Below are 17,613 nucleotides of genomic sequence, written 5' to 3'. Positions count from 1 at the left end.
AAAAAAACTCCTTCGCCGCACGCAGCAAAGGAGTTTCGCAAGCTTCTCAGGCGCTGGCCGGCCTTTGCAGTGGTTTGAACGAGTACCCCGAAATTTCATTTCGGCCCGGCAACACGTCCTCCGCTGTTGTTCTGGCGGGCCGAAATGAAATTTCGGGGTACTCATTTTGGCTTAGGTTTTCTGCTTTTTCTTTTTGGCCGCCGGGAACAGGATGTTGTTCAGGATGAGGCGGTAGCCGGGCGAATTGGGGTGCAGGGCCAGGTCCGTGGGCTCTTCGCCCACCAGGTGTTGGTAGTCCTCGGGGTCGTGGCCGCCATAAAAGGTCCAGGTGCCTTTGCCGAGGGTGCCGTGCACGTAGCGGGCCTCGCCGGTTTGCTTGGTGTCGCCCATCACCACCACATCGGGCTTGATGAGGCTTTTGCGGAAGGCCGTGGTTTGGCCCATAAAGCCGTGAACGGTTTTTTCGTGGTTCTGGCACAGCATGGTGGGCACGGGGTCGTACTTGGCCGAGAACGTGAACAACTGGAAGTAGTCGTTTTGCTCGCCCAGGCCGCGCTCGCTGGGCTGCATGTCGATGTTGGAATATTCGTACTGAAAGGGGTTGCGCTCCAATTGGAAGTTTTGGAAAGCCAGGCAGCGGTTGTAATTGAGCTTGGACTGCGCGGTGGGGTCGGCGGGGTCGCCGTCGTACATGTTTTCCACGAAGTCCAGGCCCAGGCCGGCCAGGGCAATGTCGTAGCTGTCGGTGGCCGAACACATGGCGAACAAAAAGCCGCCGCCAGCAATGAATTCCTGCATCTTGGTGGCCACCGTGCCCTTCATCACGCTCACTTTGGGGAAGCCGTTGCGCTTGGCCGTGGCTTCGGCGTCGCGCTGCTGCTGCTGGTACCAGGGGTAGTTGCGGTAAGAGGCGTAGAACTTGCCGTACTGGCCGGTGAAGTCCTCGTGGTGCAGGTGCAGCCAGTCGTATTTCGGCAGCTCGCCTTTCAGCACTTCGTCGTCGTAAATCTGCGTGTAGGGGATTTCGGCGTAGGTGAGCACCATGGTCACGGCGTCGTCCCAGGGCTGCTTGCCTTTGGGCGTGTACACCGCAATTTTGGGCACTTTCTCCAGCTTCATCACGTCCATGTTGGCGTTGGGGTCGGCTATTTCCTGGAGAATGCCGGTGTACTGCGCCTCGCTGATGACCTGGAAGGTGACGCCCCGCACGGCCAGCTCGTTTTCCGCCGCCGAACTCGTCTCAAAGGCAAACGCGCCGCCCTTGTAGTTCAGCAGCCAATCGACGGGCACTTCGCGCTGGAGCAGCCAAAAAGCCACGCCGTAGGCCTTTAAACATTCTTTCTGGGTGTTATCCATCGGGATGAACACGTGGTTGGCGCGCGCGGCGAGGGGCGCGGCCACGCCGGCCGCCGCCACCAACACAAACAGGAGAAAACGCTTGAGCAGCATCATATTTTTGGGGAAAGAAACGCACCGAATCAACGAGGTTGCGGCGGCAGTGGTTCAAGTTAAGCGCCGGCCGCCGAACTTTGGAACCACCGGCCACCAAAAACCCGCCCGCCGCGCCGCCGCTGGCGGGGACCAGCCGCCCACCTTTCGCCTGCTTAACAGGCCGCTCCTACTAGCCCATCTGACTGCAAATGAGTCCTTTTGAAAACGTCCGCGAAGCCTTCCGCTCCATCCGCGCCAACCTGCTGCGCACCGTGCTCACGGCGCTCATTCTGAGCATTGGCCTGTTTGCCCTTGTGGGCATTCTCACGGGCATCGACGCCATGAAAAACTCGCTGTCCGAAACCTTTGCTAGCCTGGGGGCCAACTCCTTTGAGCTGCACGCCAAGGGCTACAGCAACCGCGGGCGGCGCGGTGGGCGGCAAGACAAGCAGTACCCGCCCATCGATTACCTGCAAGCCAAGCTCTACAAGAAGGCCATGGGCGATAACGCGCAGGTGGGCGTGTCGGCGTTCATTGCGGGGGCCGTGGAAATGAAAGCCAACGGCACCAAAACCAACCCCAACATGCAGGTGGTGGCCGGCGATGAAAACTACCTCAAGATTCAGGGCTACAACCTGGCCGAGGGCCGCACCTTCTCCCAGGCCGAGTTGAACAGCGGCGCCAACGTGCTCATTGTGGGCGACGAAATCCGGTCGAAACTGTTCCCGAAGGAGACGCCCATTGGCAAGTACGTGAGTGCCCTGGGGCGGCGGTTTCTCATTGTGGGCATGCTCGAAAAGAGCGGCAGCGGCGCTGGCGGGGGCGGGGGCGCCGACCGCCTGGCCCTGGTGCCGCTCGAAACCGGCAACCAGATGCCCCGCCAGCGTGCCCTTACCTACGACATCAAAACCGCTACCGACCAGCCCGGCACGCTCGCCTTTCTCATGGGCGAGGCCACGGGCGTGATGCGCGCCGTTCGCCACGACAAACTGGGCCAGGAAGACAGCTTTGTGGCCGAAAGCAGCGAGTCGTTGGCCGCCACGCTCGATTCCATTTCGGGAAAAGTGCGGGTAGGGGGCAGCATCATGGCCTTCATCACGCTACTCGGGGCCAGCATTGCCCTCATGAACATCATGCTGGTGTCCGTCACGGAGCGGACCCGCGAAATTGGCATCCGCAAAGCCTTGGGCGCCACCGCGGTGCAGATTCGGCAGCAGTTTCTCATCGAAGCCATTGTCATTTGCCTTTTGGGCGGTTCGCTGGGCATTGTATTGGGCGTGCTGGGCGGCAATGCGGTGGCCAGTTTCGTGGGCACGGGCTCCTTCCTGGTGCCCTGGGTGTGGATGATGATTGGCCTGGTTATCTGCGTGGGGGTGGGCATGGCTTCGGGCTACTACCCGGCCAGCAAAGCCGCCGCCCTGGACCCCATCGACTCGCTGCGCTACGAGTAGTTATGAGTCTGATAAGTGTTAAGCAGTGGTGGGTTGCCAGCTTGTTGGTTGTCGCCATCTTGCCTGCAAACGGGCAAAACAGCACGGGTTTGCGGGCACCGCTCGTCACCGCTACCGGACCCGGCAACGTGAGTCGATACAAGGTGCCGCAGGTACGGCTTGCCAACGCAGCTGTTAGCAAGCGCATCAATCAGGGCATTTTGCGCCGTGTTTTCGGCAGCGAAAACGTTGACGCTACTGCTGCGGTAGCTCAGGTGTTACAGCAGGCCACTAAAGCTTGTTGCTGGGACGCTGAAGCCCGCCAGTGGCATGCTGGCCAGGGGCTAACAGGCTGCGACTACCAGGTGCTACTGAACGAACGCGGCCTGCTGTCGCTGGAATTAATACAGGAATTTACGGGTGCTTACTCGTACGAGGGCACCGACCACCTGACCTTCGATTTGCGCACAGGCAAGCAGTTGACGCTGGCTGATGTAGTGGCCGACCCACCCGCACAATTGCAGCGGCGAATGCACGGCGCCATCACGCGCCGGTTGGGGGAGGCGCTGCGCACGATGGAAACGGAGCAACTGGATACGGCCGACGTAGCTTTTGTAATGGAGCGGAACTCCTGGGACAAAGCCGCCAAAAGAATTCGTTTCCAAAGTGACCCAGGGCTGACGAATGAAGACCGAGCCACTGAACCCGACCTCGAAAACTTTGCCCTCACGCCCCAGGAGTTCCGCCTATATTATGGCCCAGTATTGCCGCATGTCGTCCAAAATCTGGACCTTGACGGCACCTACCATTTTCCCTACGCCCGAGTGCAGCCGCGCGGCTTGTTGGTGCCGGTGGCAAAAGCCCACTCGGCAGCTTTACCAAAACGCTAGGGCAAATGCTGGCCGAAATGATACATTTGCACAATCACTCATTTGTGCAAATGCCATGGCTACCCCCGCTCCGGCCTCCATTGACCAGCGCTTCGCCCAACTCATTCAGCAGTTTGGCCTGACTAAAAACAGCTTTGCCATTTCGCTGGGCAAAACCGCTAGCGTGATTCAACACCTCATTGACGGGCGCAATAAGCCCGGCTACGACTTGCTCTGCAAGGTATTTGAGATATACCCAAATGTGTCGAGGGACTGGTTACTCCTGGGCCGTGGCCCTATGCTGGTAGGGGGTGAGCCCGCTCCCAAAGTGACTCAGCCCGCCCCTCCATCTGCCGTCGAATCACCGTTAGAGCCCATCGATTTATCAGACGTAGAAATCAGCCCCAGCCGGCGCTCCAGCAATGGCTCCGGTGCCCGCTTGCAGCCGGCCGAGATAGTGGCTACCCTCGCGTTGGCCGCAGCAGCTAACCAGCCGGCTCGGGCTGCTACCCCGGTACTCAACGGCACTGCCCCGGCACTTGGCGGTATTGCCGCCGCACCGCCCGAAAGCACACGCGTGGCGAGCGAGGAAAAGCACCTTGCTCCACCCGCCGCCTCGGAAACTTCCTTGCCACTCTCTCCACCGCCGGCTCCTGCGCCCGCAGCTGAAGCTTTGCCAAACATAGCACCTGCGGCGCCTGCTGCCTCGTCAGTTCCTACTCCTTCGCCAGAGGCTTATGTGGCTGCCGCTTTGCACGCCCAACATCTGCAGCACCAATTGGCAATGGCCGAAATGCGCAACCAGCACCTGCTTGAGCAGCAGCAAATGCTGCGCGAGATGCTGGCCATGGCCCGGCAGGCGATGGTCTGAACCACGGATTCATGCGGATTGGTCGGATGCCACGGATTTTGTGGACGGTGCAGTTAAAAACGGCGCAGTCCTGAAATTATCATTCCAACAGAAAAGGCCATCTCTTGGGGTGGCCTTTTATCATTGAACTGTTTAGCAAGTCGGCTCCGCCTGGTCCGAGGCCCTAAGCTTCCGACCGGTTGCCGCCCACACGATACGCTGCCGGCCGTTCACCGACAACCGGTCGGACGCCTTGGGCGTCGGACCGGCAAGCGACGTATTTCCTAAGCAGCCTCCATGTGTGACTTTATAGAATCGTCTACAAAATCCGTGTAATCCGCCAAATCCGCATGAATCCGTGGTTCAGACAAATAGCCCTACTTCCTCGGCTTCCATCAGGCCCAGGGCATTGACGGCCGTGAGGCGCAGGCTTTTCATTTCGCCCACCAAAAGCGGGTCGTATTTGGCGGCCACGCGGATGTAGTTGGGCGTGAAGCCCTCGATTCGGCCGTCGGTCACGTCGTCTTCAAACAACACTTCGGTTTCGAGGCCCGCGTGTTGCTCGTAAAAATGCCGCTTTTTCTTCTCCGACAAACTCCGCAGCTGCGTGGTGCGCTCGTGCCGCACCCGGTCCTGCACCCGGCCGGGGAGAGTGGGCGCTAAAGTGTCGGGTCGCTCGGAGTAGGGGAAAACGTGGAGGTAGCTGATGGGCAGCTCGTTCAGGAAATTGTAGGTCTCCAGAAAGTCGGCATCGGTTTCGCCCGGAAAGCCCACAATCACGTCTACGCCAATGCAGGCGTGCGGCATGAGCTCCTTGATGCGGGCCACGCGGCTGGCGTACAGGGCGCGCCGGTAGCGCCGCCGCATGAGGCCCAATATTTTGTCGGAACCGCTTTGCAAGGGAATGTGAAAGTGCGGCATGAAGCGCGCCGACGCGGCTACCGTGTCCAGAATGTCATCGGTCAGCAAATTCGGCTCGCAGCTGCTGATGCGAAAGCGCCGGATGCCCGTCACCTCGTCGAGGGCCTGCACCAGCTGCGTGAAGTCTTCGCGCCGTTCGCGTTCGGGGCCTTGCAGGCCGAAGTCGCCCAGGTTTACGCCCGTCAGCACGATTTCCTTCACCCCGGTTTCGGCTAGTTTTTCCACGCGCTCCACCACGCTGGCAATGCTGCCCGAGCGGCTGCCGCCCCGGGCCAGCGGGATGGTACAAAACGAGCAGGAGTAGTCGCAGCCGTCCTGCACTTTCAAAAAAGTCCGGGTGCGGTCGCCGAACGAATGCGCGGCGTGAAACTCCGTGGCCGCCGAAATGGGCGAGGCGTGCACCTGGCCGGGCTGGCCCGCCGCCGGCTTCTTAAAATCGGCCAGAATGTCGACCAGCTGAAATTTTTCGGCGGCGCCCAACACGGCGCTTACGCCCGGGATTTCGGCAATTTCTTGGGGCTTGAGCTGGGCGTAGCAGCCCACAATGGCCACGAAGGCGTCTGGATTGTGCTTCAGGGCTTGCTGCACCACTTTCCGGCATTTGCGGTCGGCATGGTCGGTCACCGAGCAGGTGTTGATGACGTATAGGTCGGCGCCGGCTTCAAAGGGCAGTTTCTGGAAGCCTCGGTCTTCAAACTGACGGCCAATGGCCGACGTTTCGGAGAAATTTAGCTTGCAGCCGAGCGTATAAAAAGCAACGGATTGAGGGGTAGGCATGATGCCACAAAGGTACGGCGGAGGGAAAGAATGGACGTGCGGACCCGCAACCGCAGCACCGCAAGCAACACCCCGTCGCGGCTTAAAATTCTACCGGTTCAGCCCTCGTTATTTCTTCGCAAAGTCTTCCAAAGAAATCTGCTGCATTGCCTTCCCCAACTGTACCTGGCCGTTGGTAACGTTGTTGCCGCGTTCCCATTCCTGCTGGCTCACGTTGTCGTAAGTGACGTACCCCGTCGGAGATATAGCGCCAAACCCGTTGTTGAAGCAGTAATAGGCAAACGACTTAACCGGGGACGACGCCAGCAGGTCGCGGCTCCATTGAAACTGTTGCGAGGGCAGGCGCAGCTGGTGCAGAAGCGTGGCGGCCACATCGGTTTGGGAGCAGACGGTGGACACCACGCGCCCGCGGGCTTCCGGCCGCAGCGCGCCGCCCGCCAGCACCAGTGGAATGTGAAATTTGGCGGGGTCCTGGTTGGCGGAATTGCCCGGCTGAGGGTGGCCATGGTCGGCCACTAGCACCAGCAGCGTGTGCGCGTACCACGGCTGCTGGCGGGCTACGCGCAGAAAACTACCCAAAGCGGAGTCGGTATAATACACGGAGTTTCGGAACCGGTCGGCTTCGGTCTTGCCCGGAAACTTAGGCTTCATGGGCACTTCAAACGGCTCGTGGCTGCTAAGCGTGAAGGCCGTGACGAAGAAGGGTTGGGGCTGCTGCTGCAAGTCAGCCAGCAAGCGCGTGAACAGCACGCCGTCGTGCGCGCCCCACTTCGAGTTGCGCTCGGCAAGGCTAAAATCAGCACCGGTCGTTGTTTTTTCGTAGCCGGCCGTCTGCACGTAGCTTGCCATATTGGCAAAGGCCAACTCGCCGCCGTAGTAGTAGTGCGACCGGTAGCCGACCGCCGCCAACGACCGGTTCAGGTGCGGCAGGCGTTCGGTTTTACGCGGAAACTTGATGATGCTGGTGGTGGGCTGATTGGGGTAGCCGGAAAGCAGCGCCACCAGGCCTTTCTGGCTACGGTCGCCGGCCGCGTACATGTTGGTGAAAACAATGCCCGTCTTGGCCAGGCTGTCCAGGGTTGGCGTCACGCCTTTTTCGCCGCCCACGCTGCCCACCAGCTTGCCCGTAAAGCTTTCGAGAATGATGAACAGCACATTGGGCCGGCTTTCGCGCAACACCGATTGGGCAGTATCCGGGGCTGGGAGGGAGGTGCCCACCGCCAACGGGTAGAGGCCGGCCACCAGCCGCCGCGCCGTGCTGTCGGGCATAAAAGGCCGGGGCGGCTGCTCGTTGGCGCGCAACACCAGCGCACTCATCAAATTCCACGGGGCGTTGAGGGCGGCGTGGTTTGCAAAAGCAATGCGGGAGAAGTAGACGTTGCTCTGGTTGACGGGAATTTGCTGCGTCCCGCCCCGCAAGGGCACCACCAACAGGGCAGCATAGAGCAAGCTGGCTAGCACTGCCCGGCCCCGGCCAAACCAAGCCGGCAATGGCGCAATCCGGCCCACTACCCCGCGGTATAGCCCATACCCCACGGCCACTAGCCCTACACAGGCCCCTGCTAGCAGCAGCAGGGGCGCGCTGCCCGCCGTAGCCGCCATCTCCCGCGGCGAATCGAGGTACTGCAGGGGCGTGTCATCAAGCCGAAACCCCCAGGCGGTGTAAAGCTCCAGGTCAGCCGTTATCAGGAAGGCGACCACAGTGCCTATTGCTACGGTATAGCCGTCTACAATGCGCTGCAAAGGCAGCCGACGGAAAAGACTCCCGATGACAAACACCAAAAACGGCAGCAGGCATATATACCCCGCCAACGAAGCATCAAGGCGGAGCCCGTAGAATAATGTGCTCAGTACAGTTTTGACGGACAGTCCCGCAGTGGCCGTGTGCTGGTAGGCTAGAAACACTGCCCGGCTTATCTCAAAAAACAGCAGCCAGAAAAGAAAGTAGCGCGGTTGAAACGCAAAGCGGTTTTTCACGCCGCAAAGATAACCTAATGGCAAACTTGGCTTAAATCTGTTGAAAAGATAGGGTGATGGCAAATTTCTGTTAAAATTCTACAGAGTCAGGGTGTATTAATGAGGTAGTTGCTCTGTAAAAAGATGCTTTTTTCAGAATTGGCCCTTGTTATTGTGGGGTGGCCACTGTTTTGAACTCAATCGTCATTTATCTTTGCCAGCAGATTTCCGATTCGTCGTTTTAATTCAACCCCCGTTTCGATTACTCATTCACATGGCCATCCTCCGTTTTAAAGCCCTAGAACTCGTCAATCAGCGCCGCCCCATCACGGTGAAGTCGGTAGCAGCTCGTCGTTCCGACAGCTTTGGTCAAAGCGTGTTCAATCTGGAAGCCATGCGGGCCACCATGCCCGGCGATTATTTCAAGAAGCTCCAAGCTGCCATTAAGCAAGGCGCCACGGTTGAGCGCAACGTGGCCGATGCCGTGGCTTCGGCCATGAAAACCTGGGCCATGGCCAAGGGCGCTACCCACTACACCCACTGGTTTCAGCCCCTCACGGGCTCTACCGCCGAAAAGCATGATTCCTTCTTTGACTTGAATTCGGACGGTCGGCCGATTGAGAACTTCAAAGGCTCGGCCCTGGTGCAGCAGGAGCCCGATGCTTCGTCGTTTCCCAACGGCGGCATTCGCAACACCTTCGAGGCCCGCGGCTACACCGCCTGGGACCCCACTTCTCCCGCTTTCATCATCGAAACGGTGGGCGCTAAAACCCTCTGCATTCCCACGATTTTCGTGGCCTACACCGGCGAAGCCCTTGACTACAAGGCCCCGCTGCTGAAGTCGCTGGCCGTGCTGGAAAAGGCTGCGCTGGAGGTTTGTCAATACTTCGACAAAGACGTTACCCGCGTAAACACCACGCTCGGCATCGAGCAGGAGTACTTCCTGGTTGACAAGGCCCTGTACGACGCCCGCCCCGACCTCGTGATGACCGGCCGCACCTTGTTCGGCCACGCGCCGGCCAAAGGCCAACAGCTCGACGACCACTACTTTGGTTCGATTCCGGCCCGCGTGCACGGCTTTATGCTGGAGTTCGAAGAGGAAGCCAACCTGTTGGGCATTCCGCTGCGCACCCGCCACAACGAAGTAGCCCCCAACCAGTTTGAGTGCGCCCCCACGTTTGAAGACGCCAACCTGGCCGTGGACCACAACCAACTGCTGATGGATGTGATGGACCGCGTGGCCGAGCGCCACAACTTCAAAGTGTTGCTGCACGAGAAGCCTTTTGCCGGCGTGAACGGCAGCGGCAAGCACAACAACTGGGCCATGAGCACCGACACCGGCGTCAACCTGCTCGCGCCCGGCCGTCGTCCCAAAGAGAACCTGCAGTTCCTCGCCTTCTTCATCACCACCATCCAGGCCGTGCACCGCTACGCCGACTTGCTGCGCGCCAGCATTGCCTCGGCTTCGAACGACCACCGCCTTGGGGCCAACGAAGCGCCCCCGGCCATCGTGTCGGTGTTTGTGGGTTCGATGCTGGACTCGGTACTGGACGAGCTGGAGCGCACGGCCAAGCTGCCGCTCGACAAGGGCGACAACATCTACCTCAAGCTGGGCATCGACAAGATTCCCGCCATCCTGCTCGACAACACCGACCGGAACCGCACCTCGCCGTTTGCCTTCACCGGCAATAAATTTGAGTTGCGCGCCGTGGGTTCGTCGGCCAACTGCTCCTCGGCCATGACGGTGCTCAACACCATCGTTGCCGACCAGCTCATCGACTTCAAAGAAGCCGTCGATGGCCTCATCAACGAGGGCAAAAAGAAGGAAGTGGCTATTGTAGAGGTGTTGCGCGAGTACGTCATCAACTCCAAAGCCATTCGTTTCGAAGGCAACGGCTACTCCGACGAGTGGAAGGAAGAGGCGGCCCGTCGCGGCCTCAACAACATCGCCACCACGCCGCAAGCCCTCGACGCGCTGGTACGGGAAGACGCCGCGGAACTATTTTCGCGTCACGGTATCTTCTCGGAAGTGGAATTGCACGCCCGCCACGAGATTTTGCTGGAGGAATACCAAAAGAAAATTCAAATCGAAAGCCGCGTTTTAGGCGATTTGGCTGTAAACCACGTAATACCCACGGCGCTGGCCTACCAGACCAAGCTGGTGAACAACGTCCGCGGCTTGCGCGAGCTTGGCCTCGACGAGGAGCTCAGCCAGGTAACGGTTGACATGATTAAAGATATTTCACGCCACGTTTCGGCCATCAAAACCACGGTGGATGAGATGACCGAAGCCCGTAAACAAGTAAATAAAATCGCTGACGCTCGCGAACTCGCGATTGCGTACTGCGACCAGATAAAACCAAAATTCGACCCCATCCGCCGAGCTGTTGATAAGCTCGAACGGATGGTGGCCGACGAGGACTGGCCCCTCGTGAAGTACCGCGAACTGTTGTTCAGCCGGTAATTCCTTCGGGACGGAATCGGGTCCGGTGTTGGGTGGGAATTCTCGCCGCGCCCCGGTTTTTAAAGAGGTACCTCAGTGAGGTGCCTTTTTTTGGAAAGCCGCCGCAAACGATTGCGGGTATGGTACGAATGAGCTGCTTTTGGGTTACACTCAACCTTGAAAAAAAGTGGCTTATTTGGACTTGCTGGAAGCCGCAGTATTGTTTTTAGCGCCTGAATGCGAAGCAGGAGCGGCGAGCAGCAAGGGGATTCGTGGCGCCGTCTGGTCTTCGTCTTCCAGCACCTCGGCCCCGGTGCCGGGGTCGGGCACCAGCATTTTCCAGGTGGCGTGGCGCAGCTCGTCGAGCTTGCTGAGCGACTCGCTGACCGTGGCATTGGCCTTGAGCTTGTCGAAAAGGCCACTTTTGTGGCCGGCGGCCACCAATTTTTCTATCACGAAGGGAAGCACCCAGCCCACCACGTTGGAGGCCAGGGCCCCGCGCAGGCCCAGGCGTACGAGCAGCCGCACGGTCATCTGCTCAATGAGAATGGCGCGGGCGGCGGGCAAGGCTTTGTCGGCCAAAAACTCAGCCACCAGCTTCAGGTTGCCCTTTTCTACTTCGGCGCGCAGCACGTCCTGCACCGAGTCGAGGGCTCGGGAGGCGAGCTGCCGGAAAAGCCGCCCGGTTTGCCACGCCGCCAAGCCGGTGAAACGCGCCGCACCTAGTAGCGATGGGAGGAAAGCAGGCTTTTTCACAAGTAAAAATAGGTTGAGTTAAAAATTTCGATACTTCCGGAACGGTCACGCGAATTCTGCCGTTTGACAGGCTGGCAACTGCCAGCTCAGCCCATACGCGCTGGGAGCCATCCGTGCCTTTAAACGGAGTAACTGTCCTTTTCGCGGCCATTGGCTGCTTTTAAAGCTGCATGTCTGACCTGCTTCTTGATATAAACCTACAAAATCTGCCGGACGACTACTTCATGGGGGAATGGCACGTTGCCAGCCGTGTGCTGAACCGCAACGATGCCTCGACGCCCTTGGCGCAGGCCAATCGGGTGGTGCTCACCCCCAATACGGTAGAAACCCACGTGTCGGGCAGTTCGGAACATCCGACCGGCAGTTGGGCCGTGGTTCGCGACGAACTCATGAACCGGCCATACTTGCGGTTTGACTTGCCCGAGGAAGACACCCGGGCGTTGGTGACGCGTTTGCGTCGCTCGCTCGACGGCTTGCGCAGCCAGTTGAACCTGTACTTTGCGTCGGGCATGGAAATCCAACTCGACCGGTTTTAATTTTTATTCCGAACTCTTAGCCTTGATTCGTTCGTGAGTACGTCCCCCGTTACCCCGCTGCCGGCTTCGGCGCTTCCCGATTCTTCCAAACACGGCTTGGTGGGGCCCGAGCAGTTTGTTTTTTTAGCAGACATGATTCCCCAGCTGGTCTGGATTACGGACCCCGAAGGCTTTCATACCTACTTCAATCAGCGCTGGATAAACTTTACCGGCTACGACCTGGCCGGTAGCGTGGGGCCGGACATGTGGAACAACTTGCTCCACCCGGACGACCGCCAACGGGCCCGCGACATCTGGGGCCACTCGCTGGCCACCGGCGACGACTACAGCATCGAGTACCGCTTCAAAGCCAAAGACGGCTCTTACCGGTGGTTTTTGGGCCAGGCCCTGCCCCGGCGCGGCGACGACGGCAGCATCATTGCCTGGTTCGGTACGTGCACCGACATCCAGGAGCAGCGCCAAATGCGCGAGCAATTGGAAGTGGCTTACTCGGATTTGGAAGCGAAGGTGATGTTTCGCACGCTGGATTTGGAGCGGGAAGTAAGCGACCTCAAGCGAAAGCTGGGAGCCAACTAGTGAGGCTTGCACAGGGTGAGAACAGATAAAAACGGCTCTTCGGAGCCGTTTTTCGTTAGCAGCCACACAACCCTCCCGTTAGCTGACCTGTGCTCATGAATGCCATCATTATCGAAAAACCCGGCGGGGCCGAAGTGCTGCAACTGCGCACCCGACCCAAGTCAGTCCCGGCGCCGCACGAAGTCCTCATCCGCGTGAGTGCCGCCGGCGTCAATCGGCCCGATGTGTTGATGCGACAAGGGAAATACGCGGGCAGCGGCGACGTGAGCGGCCAAGTTCCGGGCCTTGAACTGGCCGGCGTGGTGGAGGCAGCAGGCGCGAGCGTCCGGCGCTGGCAAGTGGGCGATGCCGTGTGCGCCCTGGTGGCGGCCGGTGGCTACGCCGAGTACGCAGTAGCCGATGCCCGGCACTGCCTGCCGGTGCCCGCGGGCCTGACCATGGTACAAGCCGCCGCATTGCCCGAAACCGTGTTCACCGTGTGGCACAACGTGTTTCAGCGGGGCGCGCTGCAGCCCGGCGAAACGCTGCTGGTACACGGCGGCAGCAGCGGCATTGGCACCACCGCCATTCAACTGGCCAAGGGCCTTGGCAGCCGGGTGGCCATTACGGCAGGAAGCCCGGCCAAGTGCGAGGCCTGTCGGGAGCTGGGAGCCGATTGGGCCATTGATTACCGAGCCGAAGATTTCGAAGAAGTGCTGAAACTGGAAGGCGTGGACGTGATTCTGGACATGATAGGAGGGGCGTACACCGCCAAAAACCTGCGCTTGCTGAAAGATGACGGGCGCTTGGTTTTCATCAACGCCATGCAAGGAGGCCAGGGCGAATTCAACGCGCTGGAGGTGATGCGCCGCCGCTTGCACATCACGGGCAGCACCCTGCGGCCGCGTTCGGCTGACTTTAAGGCGGCGCTGGCCGCTGAAGTCGAAAAACACGTGTGGCCGTTGCTGGCCGCTGGCTCGTTTCGGCCGGTTATTCATCAAACCCTTCTGCTGGCTGAAGCTAGCGCGGCGCACACGCTTATGGAAAGCAGTGCGCACATCGGCAAAATTGTACTGGAAGTCCAGCAGTAATTTATGTGAACGCAAAAAGGCCCGTTCTGTCCTCAGAACGGGCCTTTTTGCTTAAGTAGTCGTGAAGGAATAAGCACAGGGTGGGCCGAGTCGCCGGTCCGACCGCCCTAGGCGGTCCGACCGGTCGTCGTTGCTCTGGTGTGGCCCCCTCCTCAACCGGTCGGACCGCCTAAGGCGGTCGGACCGGTAAATACGCTTACTTCTGCGTGACTGCTTAGTGGAGAGGTGGGCGTTACGCCCGCTTCCACTTGATGGTGCAGCCAATGGCTTTGGTGGAAGTGGTGCTCGGCGACTTGCCGGCCAGAATTTCCGTCATGGCGTTTTCCACGTATTTGGTTTTCACCAGCTTCGGGTCTTCGGAGTTGTCGTCGATGGCGCCGATGTAGGAAACCACGAAGTCGCTGCCCTTGCGGGTGAGCACGTAGAGGTGAGGCGTGCGGGTGGCGCCGTACATCTTGGCCACCTGCTACGACTCGTCCTGCAGGTAGGGGAAGGCGTATTTCTTGGTTTGCATGGCGGCGTAGGAGTCGCCAGGGGCCACGGCCGGGTCGTTGGGGTTGATGGCCACTACGGGGTAGCCTTTCGCCGCATACTTGCTGTTCAGCTCGATGATGCGGCTTTCGTAGGCCTTGGCGTAGGGGCAGGTGTTGCAGGTGAACACCACGATGTAGCCCTTGGCCGCTTTATTGTCGGCCAGCGACACCATTTTGCCATCAATGTTTTTGAGCTTGAAGTCGGCGGCTTTGTCGCCAACCTGGTACCCTTCGCTGCTGGGGCGCAGCACGAAGCTGCTCAGCAACAAGGCAAAGCAGAGGGTGAGAAAAGGCAGGAGCTTTTTCATGGCAAGTGTGATGATGGGTTAGGAATTGAAAAAAGGTGACAGGTGAAAACTCCGGGCCGTGAGGTGCCCTTTAAGTTACAAAAATTTCTGAAGTGCAGCGGTCAGTTCTGCAGGTGAAAGCTCCTTCTCAAACGTCGCGCGCTTTTTGGTATTGTTGTTCACTATCAGGGTGAACGGGATGGAGCCCGACCATTTGGGGTCAACCTTGTCGATGAAGGAATTCGGGTCGGATTCGTTCAACAAAACCACTTCGGATTTCAGCCCGCGTTGCTTCACGAAGGGCTTCACTTTCTTGTCGAGCTGAGAGGCATAGTCCATGCTCACCAGCAAGACCTTCACCTTCTTGTTGGCATTGGCGGTGCGCAGCTTCTCAAAGCTGGGCAGCTCTTTGATGCAGGGGCCACACCAAGTAGCCCAGAAGTTCACCACGTAGGTGGTGTCGTTGGGCGTAGCAAGCCGCTTTTGCAACTCCGGAAACTTGATAACGGCCACGTTTTGGGCAAAGCTGGGAGCGGCAAACAGCAGGCCAGCGCCTAGCAGTAAGGCTTTTAATTGAGGCATAAGAGCGGTAAATCGAACACAAGTTAACCCGGCAGCAGCCCGCAACTGTGTGCATCGCCTGCTGCTGAGTTTCGACAAAGACAGCGAATGCCCGTCAGAAGTTGCGGAAGCGAAAACGGGAGCGCACCCCGCCCCGCTTTACCTTTGTGGCACGGCGCAACTTTCGCCTTCCGACCATAGTTTTTGGGATATGAACAAAACGTATTGCCCCAGCCTGACCGAATACAAGCGCCGCGTGGCCCGCGTGGTGAACATTGGCGACATTCCGCTGGGCGGCAATCACCCCATTCGGGTGCAGAGCATGACCACCGTGGACACCATGGACACGCTGGGCTCGGTGGAGCAGACGCTGCGCATGGTGGAGGCCGGCTGCGAGTACGTGCGCATCACGGCACCCAGCATGAAGGAGGCCCAAAACCTGTTGGAAATCAAAAAGGAGTTGCGCAAGCGCGGCTGCAACGTGCCGCTCATTGCCGACATCCACTTCACGCCGAACGCCGCCGAGCTGGCCGCCCGCATCGTAGAAAAAGTGCGCGTGAACCCCGGCAACTACGCCGACAAGAAGAAGTTCGAAGAAATTGACTACACCGACGCCACCTATGCGGCCGAGGTGGAGCGCATCCGGGAGCGGTTTCGGCCGCTGGTGAAAATCTGCAAGCAGTACGGCACGGCCATGCGCATCGGCACCAACCACGGCTCGCTGAGTGACCGCATTCTGAGCCGCTACGGCGACACGCCGCTCGGCATGGTAGAGTCGGCGCTGGAGTTCCTGCGCCTGTGCGAGGAAGAAAACTACTACGACGTGGTATTGAGCATGAAAGCCAGCAACACCCAGGTGATGGTGCAAGCCTACCGCTTGCTGGTGCAGAAGCTGGACGAAGAAGGCCTGCAGCCCTACCCGCTGCACCTAGGCGTGACCGAAGCCGGCGAGGCCGAGGACGGCCGCATCAAGTCGGCCGTGGGCATTGGCACGCTGCTCGAAGACGGGCTGGGCGACACCGTGCGCGTGTCGCTCACCGAAGCCCCCGAAGCCGAGGCGCCGGTCGCCCAAATGCTCATTGACCGGTACGCCAACCGCGCCGCCCAGGCCCAGCCCATCGCGCCGCTGGTGGGGGAGGAGCCCATCAATCCGTTCCAGTACTTCCGCCGCGTGACGCGCGAAGTGGAGAACATTGGCGGCGCCAACGTGCCCCGCGTGGTGGCCGACATGTCGCGCCTGCAAAACCTGGAGTATGCCGACCTGCGCGCCGCTGGCCAGCTGTATTCGCCGTTTCTCGACAAGTTTCAGATGTCGGATTTGGGCGCCGACTACATCTATACGGGCCAGGTGCCCTCGCCCTTCATGCTGCCCAATGGCCTGAAGGAAATCGTGGACTATAGCGCCTGGCGCGACGGCGGCCACCGCCCCGAACACTACCCCGTGTTCACGCAGGCCGAGTACGCCGTGGCCTCGGCCAAGCACCCGGCGCTGAATTTCGTGTTTCACAACCTGGCCTCGCTCACGGCGCCGGCCCTCGACCAGCTGCGCGAGGACGGCACCGCAGTGGTGCTGCTCTACTCCGACAATGCCCACGCCATGCCGGAAATCCGGCGCGCTTTTTTCGAGCTGATGAACGCGGGCGTGACGTGCCCGGTCATCGTCAACCGGCAGTTTCCGGCCCTGAAAGACGAGCAGACGCAGCTTTACGCCGCCACCGACGTGGGCGGCCTGCTGCTCGACGGCCTCGGCGATGGCATCGTGTTGAGCACCGAACTACTGCCGGAGCGCCCCAAGCCAGAATGGCTGACCACTATCGACGGCCTCAACCAGCTCTCATTCGGCATTCTGCAGGCGGCCCGCACCCGCATGAGCAAAACCGAATACATCAGCTGCCCCAGCTGCGGCCGGACGCTGTTCGACTTGCAGGAAACCACGGCCATGATTCGCAAGCGCACCGACCACCTCAAGGGCATCAAAATCGGCATCATGGGCTGCATCGTGAACGGCCCCGGCGAAATGGCCGACGCCGACTACGGCTACGTGGGCGTGGGCAAAGGCAAAATCTCGCTCTACCGCGGCCAGGAAGTCATCAAGAAATCGGTGCCCGAAGAAGCAGCCGTGGACGAGCTAATTGAGTTGATGCGCGAGGATGGCCGGTGGATTGAAAAGGAAGTGGTTGAGGAGCCGGTGGGGGCATAGTCTCGTTCTAGTCAAAGCAGGTGCTGCCGTTTATGTCAAATCACAAGCGTCCGCTGTCCCTCCCCGAACTAGCCCTGTTGCTGTTTATGCTGCGTGGAGCGCCCAACATGGAACACCTGCTTGCAGGGTTGCCAACAATGGAAGTGGAGGAAATAGACGATGGCGGAATGGGCAGCTTGCTTTTCGTTAGCAGCAAACCAAATAGAATGTTCGGTGAAGATTTGGTCGAAATATAGTTTTGTGACGAAGACAATGTCACAGTATTTGCCACCATCAACCTTGACGAAGATGGGGAGTTGTTTGAGCTAGACCTGTGGAAAGTGGACTTCTCGCCGTTAAAAAAGTTGCCTATTTTCTAGAGTTTCACTTGCACTGATTTTTCGCCCCCCGTGTCGATAGCATGTGTGATTATTTAAC

The 17,613-nt window shown here is 59.4% G+C and carries 15 protein-coding genes and 1 pseudogene; 9 read left to right on the top strand and 7 right to left on the bottom strand.

All coding sequences use genetic code 11. The annotated features are described in order from the left end of the window. Positions 1-171 precede the first annotated feature (171 nt). Positions 172-1,449: an asparagine synthetase B gene (locus tag VF629_RS25725; RefSeq protein WP_331061389.1), complete on the bottom strand. Its 1,278-nt coding sequence runs from the start codon at positions 1,447-1,449 to the stop codon at positions 172-174. Positions 1,450-1,640: 191 nt separating this feature from the next. Here VF629_RS25725 and VF629_RS25720 point away from each other — a divergent pair, with 191 nt between their 5' ends. Genes VF629_RS25720 through VF629_RS25710 form a run of 3 tightly spaced genes read left to right on the top strand, consistent with a single transcriptional unit; the run spans position 1,641 to position 4,601 of the window. Further along, entirely contained in the window at positions 1,641-2,882 is a 1,242-nt protein-coding gene (locus VF629_RS25720) for an ABC transporter permease (RefSeq protein WP_331061388.1), read from the top strand. Between the two features lie 2 nt (positions 2,883-2,884). Next, complete coding sequence (locus tag VF629_RS25715) at positions 2,885-3,751, top strand: hypothetical protein (RefSeq protein ID WP_331061387.1); 867 nt, start codon at positions 2,885-2,887, stop codon at positions 3,749-3,751. Between the two features lie 55 nt (positions 3,752-3,806). Further along, positions 3,807-4,601: a helix-turn-helix transcriptional regulator gene (locus tag VF629_RS25710; RefSeq protein WP_331061386.1), complete on the top strand. Its 795-nt coding sequence runs from the start codon at positions 3,807-3,809 to the stop codon at positions 4,599-4,601. Between the two features lie 342 nt (positions 4,602-4,943). Here the strand turns inward: VF629_RS25710 and mtaB are convergent, their stop codons facing one another. Next, positions 4,944-6,278, bottom strand: a complete 1,335-nt coding sequence (gene mtaB, locus VF629_RS25705) for a tRNA (N(6)-L-threonylcarbamoyladenosine(37)-C(2))-methylthiotransferase MtaB (protein WP_331061385.1) — start codon at positions 6,276-6,278, stop codon at positions 4,944-4,946. 108 nt (positions 6,279-6,386) lie between these two features. Beyond that, on the bottom strand, positions 6,387-8,255 hold the full coding sequence (locus tag VF629_RS25700) for an LTA synthase family protein (RefSeq protein ID WP_331061384.1): 1,869 nt from the start codon (positions 8,253-8,255) through the stop codon (positions 6,387-6,389). Positions 8,256-8,508: 253 nt separating this feature from the next. Between VF629_RS25700 and VF629_RS25695 the strand changes: the two genes are divergently transcribed. After that, positions 8,509-10,698, top strand: coding sequence for a glutamine synthetase III (locus tag VF629_RS25695; protein WP_331061383.1), 2,190 nt, complete (start codon positions 8,509-8,511; stop codon positions 10,696-10,698). A gap of 171 nt (positions 10,699-10,869) precedes the next feature. On the opposite strand, the gene VF629_RS25690 is transcribed toward VF629_RS25695, so the two are convergent. After that, the gene (locus VF629_RS25690; RefSeq protein WP_331061382.1) at positions 10,870-11,433 is read right to left on the bottom strand and encodes a hypothetical protein; all 564 of its coding nucleotides are present in this window, start codon (positions 11,431-11,433) and stop codon (positions 10,870-10,872) included. 170 nt (positions 11,434-11,603) lie between these two features. Here VF629_RS25690 and VF629_RS25685 point away from each other — a divergent pair, with 170 nt between their 5' ends. From VF629_RS25685 to VF629_RS25675, 3 genes are all read left to right on the top strand, one after another. Then, positions 11,604-11,969, top strand: a complete 366-nt coding sequence (locus VF629_RS25685) for a hypothetical protein (RefSeq protein ID WP_331061381.1) — start codon at positions 11,604-11,606, stop codon at positions 11,967-11,969. 33 nt (positions 11,970-12,002) lie between these two features. Beyond that, positions 12,003-12,545 (top strand): PAS domain-containing protein, encoded by a 543-nt coding sequence (locus VF629_RS25680; RefSeq protein WP_331061380.1) that lies wholly within the window; start codon positions 12,003-12,005, stop codon positions 12,543-12,545. Between the two features lie 95 nt (positions 12,546-12,640). Next, the gene (locus VF629_RS25675) at positions 12,641-13,615 is read left to right on the top strand and encodes an NAD(P)H-quinone oxidoreductase (protein WP_331061379.1); all 975 of its coding nucleotides are present in this window, start codon (positions 12,641-12,643) and stop codon (positions 13,613-13,615) included. 232 nt (positions 13,616-13,847) lie between these two features. On the opposite strand, the gene VF629_RS25670 is transcribed toward VF629_RS25675, so the two are convergent. The 3 genes from VF629_RS25670 to VF629_RS25660 form a co-directional block, all read right to left on the bottom strand. Next, the gene (locus VF629_RS25670; protein ID WP_331061378.1) at positions 13,848-14,078 is read right to left on the bottom strand and encodes a hypothetical protein; all 231 of its coding nucleotides are present in this window, start codon (positions 14,076-14,078) and stop codon (positions 13,848-13,850) included. 3 nt (positions 14,079-14,081) lie between these two features. Then, entirely contained in the window at positions 14,082-14,456 is a 375-nt protein-coding gene (locus tag VF629_RS25665) for a redoxin domain-containing protein (RefSeq protein ID WP_331061377.1), read from the bottom strand. Positions 14,457-14,531: 75 nt separating this feature from the next. Beyond that, a complete protein-coding gene (locus VF629_RS25660) occupies positions 14,532-15,017 on the bottom strand; it encodes a TlpA disulfide reductase family protein (RefSeq protein ID WP_331061376.1) in 486 nt (161 codons plus the stop codon). Between the two features lie 190 nt (positions 15,018-15,207). On the opposite strand from VF629_RS25660, the gene ispG reads away from it, so the two are divergent. Continuing rightward, a complete protein-coding gene (ispG, locus tag VF629_RS25655; protein ID WP_331061375.1) occupies positions 15,208-17,196 on the top strand; it encodes a (E)-4-hydroxy-3-methylbut-2-enyl-diphosphate synthase in 1,989 nt (662 codons plus the stop codon). A 32-nt stretch (positions 17,197-17,228) separates the two neighbouring features. Beyond that, positions 17,229-17,555, top strand: a pseudogene (locus VF629_RS25875) (DUF6984 family protein). Positions 17,556-17,613 lie beyond the last annotated feature (58 nt).

This window comes from Hymenobacter sp., assembly GCF_036388155.1.
In the GTDB taxonomy this organism is placed as follows: Bacteria; Bacteroidota; Bacteroidia; order Cytophagales; family Hymenobacteraceae; genus Hymenobacter.
This window is presented reverse-complemented; position numbering and strand designations above follow the sequence as displayed.

Coding starts and splice junctions, on each gene's coding strand:
- VF629_RS25695 (WP_331061383.1), top strand. CDS start 8,509: ATGGCCATCCTCCGTTTTAAAGCCCTAGAACTCGTCAATCAGCGCCGC.
- ispG (WP_331061375.1), top strand. CDS start 15,208: ATGAACAAAACGTATTGCCCCAGCCTGACCGAATACAAGCGCCGCGTG.
- VF629_RS25665 (WP_331061377.1), bottom strand. CDS start 14,456: ATGAAAAAGCTCCTGCCTTTTCTCACCCTCTGCTTTGCCTTGTTGCTG.
- VF629_RS25660 (WP_331061376.1), bottom strand. CDS start 15,017: ATGCCTCAATTAAAAGCCTTACTGCTAGGCGCTGGCCTGCTGTTTGCC.
- VF629_RS25720 (WP_331061388.1), top strand. CDS start 1,641: ATGAGTCCTTTTGAAAACGTCCGCGAAGCCTTCCGCTCCATCCGCGCC.
- VF629_RS25685 (WP_331061381.1), top strand. CDS start 11,604: ATGTCTGACCTGCTTCTTGATATAAACCTACAAAATCTGCCGGACGAC.
- VF629_RS25710 (WP_331061386.1), top strand. CDS start 3,807: ATGGCTACCCCCGCTCCGGCCTCCATTGACCAGCGCTTCGCCCAACTC.
- VF629_RS25715 (WP_331061387.1), top strand. CDS start 2,885: ATGAGTCTGATAAGTGTTAAGCAGTGGTGGGTTGCCAGCTTGTTGGTT.
- mtaB (WP_331061385.1), bottom strand. CDS start 6,278: ATGCCTACCCCTCAATCCGTTGCTTTTTATACGCTCGGCTGCAAGCTA.
- VF629_RS25675 (WP_331061379.1), top strand. CDS start 12,641: ATGAATGCCATCATTATCGAAAAACCCGGCGGGGCCGAAGTGCTGCAA.
- VF629_RS25725 (WP_331061389.1), bottom strand. CDS start 1,449: ATGCTGCTCAAGCGTTTTCTCCTGTTTGTGTTGGTGGCGGCGGCCGGC.